A 10851-nucleotide genomic window follows, 5' to 3' on the forward strand; every position below is an offset into this window, starting at 1 on the left:
GTTTTATAAAAGAATTGAGCCAATCACAGTAACATGTCGGAAATAATGAAACTGTTTTATTTCATAGTGAAATCTGAAACGACTGAGTCAGATAGTTCATAGAGAAAAGTCGATAGAAATAATTTCGCTTAAGCATAATGAATAAAAAATGCCAGTCGCACTCTAAACTGACTGGCATCATTTAATCATAAATATGTTATATCAATTAAATACTATCGTTCACGTAAAGCTTCTTTTGCCTTATTAAATGGTTTTAACAGATATTCAAGAACAGTTTTAGAGCCGGTCTGGATATCAACAGTCGCCACCATACCTGGGGTTATTGCAAACTCTTTACCAGCTTTATTTCTCAATTTATTTGAGTTTGTACGAATATAAACACGATAATAGAATTGGTCTTGCTTCACCTCATCTCGTAAAGTGTCTGGAGAAATAATTTTAACCTTACCGTCCAAACCACCATAGATTGAATAATCATAAGCTGTAATTTTTACAAGAGCAGACTGGCCAGGATGAATAAAAGCGATATCTCGAGGAGATATACGCGCTTCAATCAATAACTGGTCTTCGAGAGGAACTAGTGTCATCAATTTACCATTCTGTGGAATCACGCCACCCAAAGTCATTACGTCAATTTCTTTGACCACACCGCGAACTGGTGCCTTGAATACTGTACGACTTAAGGTATCTGAACGGCCTTTAACCACTTGTTGTTGTTGCTCAATATCCGTACTTGCTTTCGCCAGCTCTTCACGTGCCTGCACATAGTATTTACTGCGTGCATCGTTAATCTGATTCCGTAAATCATTCGCCTGACGTTTTAAGCGCAATACTTCAACTTCACTCGCAGCACCTTTAGCGACTAAAGGTTCGGTCATTCTTAACTCTTGTTCAACCAAGGATAACGCTGCCTGTAAACCTGTTACCGTTTCTTGCAAGTTAGCTTTTCTCGTATTATAGAGCTGTGTCTGCTCTTGTAACAGTTTTGGTTCCGCTTTTACTGAATCGGGAAAATCAAGTGGTGTACCATTCACTTCAGCGCGTAAACGTGCCGCTGTAGCTTGAGCTGAAACCAATAAAGACTCAGACTCGCCAACATTGGAAGCAAAACGTGTTGGGTCTAACTGTGCAAGAACTTGCCCCTTTTGTACAATATCACCTTCCTTAACGTTCAGTTTTGTCAGGATACCACCCTCCAAAGACTGGATGATTTGCTCCTTAGATGAAGGGACAACTTTTCCTGTTCCTGTTGATACTTCTTCAAGCTTGAAACAATATGCCCAGATGATAAAAACCAGTAAACCAATCCCGATAATCCACACCATAAATGTCGCTTTAGGTAATGGCGGTTCTCTATGCGAAATATTCAGAGTGCGATTTTGTTTTTTTCCTGTTTCACTCATGAGTTATCTCCTGAAACATGTTGCACTTGCTGTGGTTGTGAATTATTCAGGATCTGATCTCTTGGACCATCCATAACAATTCGCCCTTCATTTACCACAATAATGCGATCAACCAACTCTAAAACTGCACGACGGTGGGTTGCCACGACAAGAGTACGATGTGCTAACCAGGTTTTTAAATGATCAATTAACTGTTTTTCAGAGACATCATCGATTGAAGCTGTCGGCTCATCAAGCAATAAAATATTGGGTTTGCAAATCAGTAATCTGGTTAACAATAAAGCTTGTCTTTGCCCCCCAGAGAATCCTACTCCCCCCTCCAGAATCACATGATCCAGACCTTCTTTTTTCTCTTGTACAAAAGTTATTGCCCCAGTGATTTGTAAAGCTTTTAATAATTCGTCATCTGATGCCGTTGGTGCACCTAAAGTTAAATTTTCACGAATTGTTCCAAAAAACAGATGGGCATTTTGGTTAAGCAAGTTCATGTCACGTCTTACATCAGATGGATCGAGCAATTTCAAGTCAACACCATCCAATTTGACTTTTCCTTGTACCGGCTCCTGCATACCAGCCAGTAATTGTAATAGTGTTGATTTACCAGCACCATTTCTTCCCAGAATCGCAATCTTTTCACCTGGTTGAATAACCAGTTTAGAAATTCCAAGTGTGAGTTTAGGATCTTCTTCTGAATATTTAAAACCCACACCTTCCAATTCATAATGTCCTGCAAGCACAGTACGGTGAATGAGCTGGGAACGTTCAGGTTGGTCAACTGGACGCTTCATAAGCTCATCCAGACCTTGTTTAGCAGTTTTCGCTTGCTGTAATTTACCTAATATTCCAGCGACTTGTGCAATAGGTGCAAGCATACGTGATGATAAAATAGAACATGCAACTAGAGCACCTGTTGTCATATCACCTTTCATCACTAAAAAGCATCCCACAAGAACTACGATTGCAAAAGTCAACCCTTGAACCTGTTGTGTCCAAGACATTACAAAACTAACAATTTTCCGTTGTTTCATGCTTATTGTTGCTGAAACCTCATTCATATGATTCCACTGATTTTGAAATCTGGATTCTGCTCGCAACAACTTAATATCTTCTATACCTTGTACTGCTTCTACCAAAATAGCATTTCGGATAGAAGATTCACGCATGCCTTCTTGTGCCAGTTTTGCCAAAGGTTTTTGTGCAAGAATTCCAGGAATAATCATAATTGGAATAATGATCAGCATAATCCAGAATAAGTTTCCAGAAATCAGAGCAAAGATAGCAAGGAATAATAAGAAGAACGGAAAATCTGCTATCGCACTGATCGTTGTGGAGGTAACTAATTCACGGACACCTTCTAGCTCTCGAATCTGGGAAATGAAAGTCCCTGTCGATTTTGAGCGAGCAGCATTTTTGATTCGCAAAGCATGACCAAAAACTCGATCAGATACTCTTAAATCTGCGCGCTTACCGACCATATCCGAAATATATGTCCTAGCTAGACGTAGTGAGAACTCAAATATTGCAGCAATACAGACCCCGCTAAATAATACCCATAAAGTAGGAATCGACTGTGATGGAACGACACGATCGTACACATTCATGGAAAATACAATAGTTGCCAGAGCTAAAACATTTGCCATAAGTGAAGCAAACATAATATCCACGTAACGTTTCCAATCGCTCAGTACAATCGACCAAAACCAGTTTTCTTCATATGGTTTGATATATTCATCTACACGTGCATCAGGAATAGACGTTTCAGGTCTAAGAATGTATGCAACATCTACAACATCGAGCAAAGTCTCAGCAGTAAAACTTTGCGCTAAACCTTGATCACCACTCAACTGAACACTGACATTTCCTTCCGTATCAGCCTTATCAATTACACCGACCTGCCCATCTTTAAAACCAATCAAGACAGGAAGTCGCCATGGGTTGAGCATATCCACACTAAAATCAGATTTTCGGATACTCAAACCAATCTGACGGGTAATCACCACCAAAGCATCATCGATGGTCTGGTTTTTGTTCCAATTCAGTTCTAGACGTATTCTTTCTTCTGAAGGTTCAATACGATAGTGTTTTGCAACCGTTAAAACAGCCTGCAACCATGGTAAATAATTTATTGTTGTATTCATGGCTGTATTTCTACCCCCTGAATTGAAAGGTTATTAAGCTTATACACATCACGGGTTTTCCCTGTTGCAGCAATGTACTGCACTAAATTGTCATAAATATCGTATCGGATACTTTCGATTTGCTGATTTGCACTGTGGATAGCTTGCTCTGCATTAAGCAGATCAACGACAGTTCGAGTCCCTAATTTATATTGCTCTTGGTAGAGTTCTTTCGTCCTCACAGTTGTTGCTTGTTGTGCAATCAATACCTGCATTTGGCGTTGTTTATTTTCAACATTTTCCCTAGTTGCACGGATTTGGTTCAATACATCCAGATATACACTATTTACCTGAGACTTCGCGGCTTCCTCTGCATAACTTGCAGCTTTAGTTTGTGCAGCAGTCGCCCCTCCTTGATAGAAATTACTCGTCGCCTGAAGCATAACGGAACTATAAAAACCATCATCTTTACTATTATTCTGGTTAATTCCGTTGATTGCCTGACTGAGTGAGCCTGTCAAATTAAGCGTTGGATATTTACTGAGTTGAACCTGTTTTTTTTGATAGCTGGCAACATCTACTTGAGCTTTTGCTTCCATCATTCTAGGAATTTTATTAAATTCAGGATCCGAATAAATCTCTGAACTTTGGACTAATGACTCAGGAATCTCCCAACTATTATTTACAACATCCATCCCCAATAAGGTTCTCAATCTTTCCTGATATACACGAAGTTGTGTTTGCTGGGCAATTAAGTTAGAACGAGCAGCTTCAAGATATGACTGTGCCTGAACAGGGTCGGCCTGACTGCTAATTCCAGCTTTGGCTCGTAAATTTGCGATTTCAGAGATTCGGCCAATGCCATCGATCTGTTCTTGAGCAATTCGACAAATTTCCTGATACCGTTTTATATTGACGATTGAACTAGCTACCTGGACAGCAATATCATCTACATTTACCAATACATTTGCTTGTGCTGCAAGTAACTTGGCTTCCTGAACATTTACGCTGCTTTTAACCTTACCAAAGTCATATATCATCTGGGTCGCATCAATACTATAAAGCTGCTGTCCACGACCCGCTGTCGTTGTTGTATTGGAATTGGTCAGGCTTCCTGTTCTGACGCCACCTGATATCTGTGGATAGTAACCTGCTTTTGCAACATCAATACTTGCATTCTGTGAAGCTAATGAAGCAATACTTTGAGTAATTGACGGATGCCGTTGAACAGCTAGGCTAATTGCATCAAAAAAGCTCAACTGTGCAGTTTGATAAGGGCGGACAACATTTTTTAATGATGATGCCTTAGAACGTGCTGCTGTTTTTGTTCGAGGAGTTATAGATGGTAATTCTTTTACGAAATCACCATTATAGTTAAAATTACTCAACTCATTAAGCTGAACTTTCCTATAGTTTTCATTTGATTGTGGAGCAATAAGTTTCCGCAAGCCATTTTTCACAGATTGCAGACCTGAAGTCTTCCCTGAACTGTTCGACTCTGTGTTTTCTATAGATGAACTCGTTTTTTTGAGTTTCCTTTCCTTCTTCGTCTGAGGATCAGAACTTACTTTCTTTTCATTTACGTTATCAATAGAAGTATCCGTAACGTCAACAGTGCTACCACTATCCGTTGCAGTAGGCATATTACTTACATTTGTAGCTGAGCCATCAGGCTGCCCATGAATGTAATAAACACCTAACCCCTTTTTTGAATCAACAGCGTAAGTACTAGATATAGGAATCGCGAGCATCAACAGACAAAGTTGCAATCTCGACATCCTAAAAATTATTTTATTTTTAGCCACAAGACGTCTCTATACTAAGATCGTTATTTAAACTACATTGCTCAAATAAGCAGGTGCTATTTTACATATTATTTTTAAAAATAAAGATAAATATTTGCTAAATAAACAGAAAAAATCAAAATTGTTTGAAGTGATAAAATATTTTTCGTTTTTTATGACACCACTTCAAACTTTTTAATTAGAGTGTGAAATCAGACAACAAAATCCTCACCCAAGTATACTTCTCTTACAGTTTCATTTGCCAGTACCTCACTCGGCGTACCTTCTGCGATAACTGAACCTTCACTTACAATATATGCATGTTCACAAATTGCTAAGGTTTCACGAACATTGTGGTCTGTAATCAGAACACCGATACCCCGGCTTTTCAAATTACGGATAATATCCTTGATATCACCGACAGAAATCGGATCTACACCTGCAAATGGCTCATCCAATAACATAAATTTAGGATCTGCAGCTAAAGCACGTGCAATTTCAGCACGACGGCGTTCACCACCAGATACACTCATGCCAAGCGAATCTTTAATATGAGTAATTTTAAAATCTTCAAGCAGTTCGTTTAAACGTTGTTGTCTTTGTTGTTTGTTTAAATCTTTACGCGTTTCCAGAATTGCCATAATATTTTCAGAAATAGTCAGCTTTCTAAAAATCGATGCTTCCTGCGGCAAATAGCCGATTCCCTTTCGTGCCCGTTCATGCATTGCCAAGTCTGAAATATCCAGATCATCAAGATGGATTTCACCTTTATCCATTCGTACCAAGCCGACAACCATATAGAAACTGGTAGTTTTACCTGCACCGTTGGGTCCTAACAAACCTACAATTTGACCACTTTGCATGGTGAATGAAACATCCTTGACCACCCAGCGTTTACTATAATTTTTTGCCAGATGCTTAATGCATAATGTTTGTGATTTCAATGACTGTTCCATTAATCACGCGCTCCCGGGAATGATTTTGAGCTTGATGGTGGAATAATGATTTGAACACGTCCTTTTGGTGAAGCTGATGAGCTGTCTGAACTGCTACTCACACCACCATTTGCTTCAATATCACCTTTGTTCATACTATATCGTAACGTACCGCTACGAATACTTGCACCATCCTGATTAAGATACGCATTTCCAATAAGGTTAATAATACCCGTTTCAGCATTGTAAACAATTTTCGAAGCCTCTCCACGAGCAATACCTTTTTTGGCATCAAGCTGTTGCTGGAACTTTGCAGGAGAACCTGTCGCTGTTACTGTACTAATTTCTCTATTTTTATTCAGCTGGGCAACTATATTGGCAGCCTGTAATTTCATGGTGCCCTGCTCAATCACAACATTACCTGAATAGGTCGTTATGCCCGTTTTATCATTATATGTTGCCCTATCAGCGACTAGAGAAATCGGTTGGCGGCGATCAGATTCCAAAGCAAAAGTGTTTACCGAAGCACTAAGTAAACATGCTGCAATAAGTGCAGGTGCAAGGAAAGTTTTTGAGATTGAAGTTTGTTTAACGTGGTGCATACTTTCCTCGAATATTAAAAAATTCGTATTGACCTTCATTTAAATCAGCTTTAAGACCTTGACTGACAAACTCTGAATCTGGAGATGTAACATTAACCTGATGACTGGTTTCTAATTTTCTATCTTGAGGATAGGCAGTTAATTCATCTGTAGTAAGAACCATTTTGCCATTCTGCCCCAGTTTAGTTGCTTCAACCTGATCACTTAAAACAACTTTTTCATTGTCATTATAGCCTTGTGCTATTTTGGCAAAAAATGTTGAGTCAACCTGATCATTTTTATACATTGAAGCATTTAAATTTCGTAAGTTCGTTGACTTGTTTTTGAGATCCTGTTCCAAATGATCAACATCTGCGCGTACATGTAAATCACCTTTTTCATTGGTTTGTGTTAAATGGATATTTTCAGCTGAATACGTCATGTTTTGAGCTGATTGTACATCTAACTTTTTACCTTTTCCGCTGTAATAATAAATACCACCACTAATCGCAGCAATTACAACAGCAATGATGTATAAAGATTTAGTATCCATAAATGATGTTCAACAAACTCAATGTAAATACGGGATTTACTGATTAATGCGGGACTGCCAAATATTTTTCAAGTAACTCTTGGTAAACGCCTTTTGACATGAGTAGCATATCACAAACTTCTCGTACTGCACCGCGTCCACCCATCGCCTGGGTAACGAGATCAGCACGACGTCGTACTTCTACGTGCCCGTTTGGAACTGTTACTTTCATACCTGCAATAGCAAATGCAGATAAATCTGGCCAGTCATCCCCCATATACAAACAGTCCTCTGGAGACAGATTCAGTTTGGCACATGCTTCTTTGAGTGCTGTACCTTTATCTTCACGTCCCTGATAAACCAGATCTACACCCAGATCAGACATACGTTTTTCAACAATATTACTTTTCCGACCAGTGATGATAATGACTTTCAAACCTGCTTTCTGCACAAGTTTCATACCCAAACCATCACGAATATCAAAAGATTTTATTTCATCACCAGAGTTAGTAAGCGTTACAAAACCATCACTTAAAATTCCATCGACATCTAACACTAAAGCTTCAATATGACGAGCTTGCTCTAACAAAACATACGATGCCATGAATTAATTTACTCCCGCCTGGATCAGGTCATGCATTCCAATTACACCAATCACTTTATTTGCATCATCAACCACAACAAACTGCGTGATTTTCTTTTCGTTCATTTTTTCCAAAGCCTCAACAGCACGGGCTTCCTGAGAAATTGTGTATGGATTTTTAATCATAACCTGGGATACAGCTAAATTCACATCAAAACCTTGCTGTTTATCAATCAAACGACGTAAATCACCATCAGTAAAGATACCCAATAAATGATCATCAGCATCAACAACAGTCGTCATTCCCAAACGTTTATTGGATATCTCATATAAGACTTTATTCATTGGCGTATCAGGCGACACTTTAGGTAACTCATAACCTGTATGCATCAAATGTTTCACATGCAAAAGTAAACGTTTACCCAGTGCACCTGCAGGATGTGAACGGGCAAAATCATCTGAAGTAAATCCACGTGCTTCAAGGAGGGCAACAGCCAATGCATCACCTAAAGCCAGTGTCGCAGTTGTACTGGATGTCGGTGCCAAGCCAAGTGGGCAGGCTTCCTGAATTTCACCTAAAGTCAGTGCAACATCTGCATTTTGTGGCATTGGACCTCTGGTATCACCAGTAATAGTAATCAGGGGCACGCCAAGATGCTTGATCAGAGGCATCAACATCATGATCTCATCACTCTTCCCCGAGTTTGAAATAGCAATAAGAACATCACCACGAACCAGCATCCCCAGATCACCATGTCCAGCTTCACCCGGATGCATAAAGAAAGATGGGGTTCCCGTCGATGCAAATGTAGCAGCCATTTTACGACCGATATGCCCTGATTTACCCATGCCAGTGACAACCAAGCGACCTTTACATTGCAGAATGATTTCACATGCTTTTGTAAAACGCTCATCAATCTGTGTTGCTAAAACCTGTAATGCATGTTCTTCAACACGAATCGTTTCTAAAGCAACTTTTTGAAAATCAATCTGATTCGGCATATTTGCTGGATTCAAAATGGCTTACCTTAACTCTCAAAGAGTTTTTGAATATTTAGGAAATTATTTTCTCTATTTTAGCATATCTATGCAATGCACAAGTTTCTAAATGTATAACTTTTCACTCACTTAGAAAAAATAACGTTAGTGCTTTGTGAAATAAAATGCTTACGTTATGATGTTACATCCTATTCTTGAAGCGTTTATGAAGACCTATGCAACCTTTTGTTCTATATAACTCAGAGCAACGTAAAAAAGTTGAATTTGTGCCACGTAAAAAAGGACACATCGACATCTATGTTTGCGGTATGACCGTTTATGATTACTGTCATATTGGTCATGCACGAGTTATGGTTGCCTTTGACTTTATTATCCGCTTCCTTCGTAGCCAAGGCTGGAAAGTACGCTATATTCGTAATATCACGGATATTGATGATAAAATTATCAAACGTGCCAATGAAAATGCGGAATCTATTACTGCACTAACAGATCGTTTTATTCAGGCAATGAATGAAGATTCTGCTAGTCTTGGTTGTATAGAACCTGATGAAGCACCGCGTGCAACAGAATATATCGATCAAATGCAAAATATGATCGGCACGCTAGTCAATAAAGGCACAGCGTATCCTGCCGAAAATGGTGATGTTTATTTTGAAGTTGAAAAATTTGCAAAATATGGTCGTCTTTCAGGTCGTAAACTCGATGACATGCAAGCTGGCGCATCAGAACGTATTGATGTAGAAGTAGAAAAGAAACATCCTTTTGATTTTGTACTCTGGAAGCATGCCAAAGAAAATGAACCTTCATGGAAATCTCCTTGGGGCAATGGTCGTCCAGGCTGGCACATCGAATGTTCTGCAATGTCTACCTGCTGCTTGGGTAATCACTTTGATATTCATGGTGGAGGGTCTGATTTGTTATTCCCTCATCATGAAAATGAAATCGCACAAAGTGAGGCTGCTACTGGCGAACAATATGTGAACTATTGGATGCATGTCGGCTTCATTAATGTCGATGGTGAAAAAATGTCCAAGTCTTTGGGTAACTTTTTTACTATTCGTGACGTGATGGAAAAGTTCCATCCTGAAGTGATTCGCTACTTTATTGTTTCATCTCATTATAGAAGCCCTGTCAATTTTTCGGATACTGCACTAAAAGAAGCAAAAACTGCACTTTCTCGTTTCTATCATTCATTTAAAGCGTACAACCAAGTTTATGGAGATAAGCTGGTAGAAACTTTGGATGAAAATCTCGTTGAGCGTTTCAATTCTGCTATGCGAGATGACTTTAATACAGCGGAAGCTATTGCTGTATTGTTTGAAGTCAATAAGGAACTGAATCGTGCTGTAAAAGAAGAAAATGCTGCACAGGCTGGAATTTTCTATGCAACACTGCGTCATCTCACCAATATATTGGGGCTAGTTCAACATAACGTTGATGAGTTTTTAAAGTCTGATATTGGTCAGGAGGCTTTGGATTTATCTGAAGCCGAGATCGAAGAGCTTATTCAACAGCGTAAAGATGCTAAAAAAGACAAAGATTTCGCAAAAGCGGATGCAATTCGTCAATCTTTGCTTGATCAAGGTGTTGTTCTGGAAGATACACGTCAGGGTACTGTTTGGCGTCGTGCTGATTAAATCATCACTTGAGCACATAGAGAGTTGACACTTTGATGAAATTCTCTATAATGCACATCCATATTGCGGGAATAGCTCAGTTGGTAGAGCATAACCTTGCCAAGGTTGGGGTCGCGAGTTCGAGTCTCGTTTCCCGCTCCAAAATTTTAAAAGCCTTTATCAAATGATAAGGGCTTTTTTTTATAAATTGAAATAGTTTTAATTCCGCTAAATTAGGCTCAGCATTATTTAAAAATGCTTTGTATTACAATGCTACCGATATTAAAAAGATATACTCAAG

General features: G+C 39.0%; 9 protein-coding genes and 1 tRNA gene. 2 read left to right on the forward strand and 8 right to left on the reverse strand.

Annotated features, from left to right (window positions below; all coding sequences use genetic code 11):
* Positions 1-212: 212 nt before the first annotated feature.
* The 8 genes from KPC_RS13200 to KPC_RS13235 form a co-directional block, all read right to left on the reverse strand.
* Entirely contained in the window at positions 213-1403 is a 1191-nt protein-coding gene (locus tag KPC_RS13200; protein ID WP_121974829.1) for an HlyD family type I secretion periplasmic adaptor subunit, read from the reverse strand.
* On the reverse strand, positions 1400-3541 hold the full coding sequence (locus tag KPC_RS13205; protein WP_121974830.1) for a type I secretion system permease/ATPase: 2142 nt from the start codon (positions 3539-3541) through the stop codon (positions 1400-1402). The genes KPC_RS13200 and KPC_RS13205 overlap by 4 nt, the downstream gene beginning before the upstream one ends.
* Complete coding sequence (locus KPC_RS13210; RefSeq protein WP_228212267.1) at positions 3538-5289, reverse strand: TolC family outer membrane protein; 1752 nt, start codon at positions 5287-5289, stop codon at positions 3538-3540. Before KPC_RS13210 ends, KPC_RS13205 begins: the two co-directional genes overlap by 4 nt.
* 227 nt (positions 5290-5516) lie before the next feature.
* Complete coding sequence (lptB, locus tag KPC_RS13215) at positions 5517-6260, reverse strand: LPS export ABC transporter ATP-binding protein (RefSeq protein ID WP_121974831.1); 744 nt, start codon at positions 6258-6260, stop codon at positions 5517-5519.
* A complete protein-coding gene (gene lptA / locus KPC_RS13220) occupies positions 6260-6841 on the reverse strand; it encodes a lipopolysaccharide transport periplasmic protein LptA (RefSeq protein ID WP_121974832.1) in 582 nt (193 codons plus the stop codon). The genes lptB and lptA overlap by 1 nt, the downstream gene beginning before the upstream one ends.
* Positions 6828-7373: an LPS export ABC transporter periplasmic protein LptC gene (gene lptC, locus KPC_RS13225; RefSeq protein WP_121974833.1), complete on the reverse strand. Its 546-nt coding sequence runs from the start codon at positions 7371-7373 to the stop codon at positions 6828-6830. The genes lptA and lptC overlap by 14 nt, the downstream gene beginning before the upstream one ends.
* Positions 7374-7416: 43 nt before the next feature.
* Positions 7417-7956: a KdsC family phosphatase gene (locus tag KPC_RS13230; protein WP_121974834.1), complete on the reverse strand. Its 540-nt coding sequence runs from the start codon at positions 7954-7956 to the stop codon at positions 7417-7419.
* 3 nt (positions 7957-7959) lie between these two features.
* On the reverse strand, positions 7960-8937 hold the full coding sequence (locus tag KPC_RS13235; RefSeq protein WP_121974835.1) for a KpsF/GutQ family sugar-phosphate isomerase: 978 nt from the start codon (positions 8935-8937) through the stop codon (positions 7960-7962).
* Positions 8938-9149: 212 nt separating this feature from the next.
* Here KPC_RS13235 and cysS point away from each other — a divergent pair, with 212 nt between their 5' ends.
* Complete coding sequence (gene cysS, locus KPC_RS13240; protein WP_121974836.1) at positions 9150-10571, forward strand: cysteine--tRNA ligase; 1422 nt, start codon at positions 9150-9152, stop codon at positions 10569-10571.
* A 65-nt stretch (positions 10572-10636) separates the two neighbouring features.
* Positions 10637-10712: transfer RNA gene (locus KPC_RS13245), tRNA-Gly, on the forward strand.
* The last annotated feature ends 139 nt before the right edge of the window (positions 10713-10851 follow it).

Origin of the sequence: Acinetobacter stercoris (genome assembly GCF_900323515.1) — a bacterium.
In the GTDB taxonomy this organism is placed as follows: Bacteria; Pseudomonadota; Gammaproteobacteria; order Pseudomonadales; family Moraxellaceae; genus Acinetobacter; species Acinetobacter stercoris.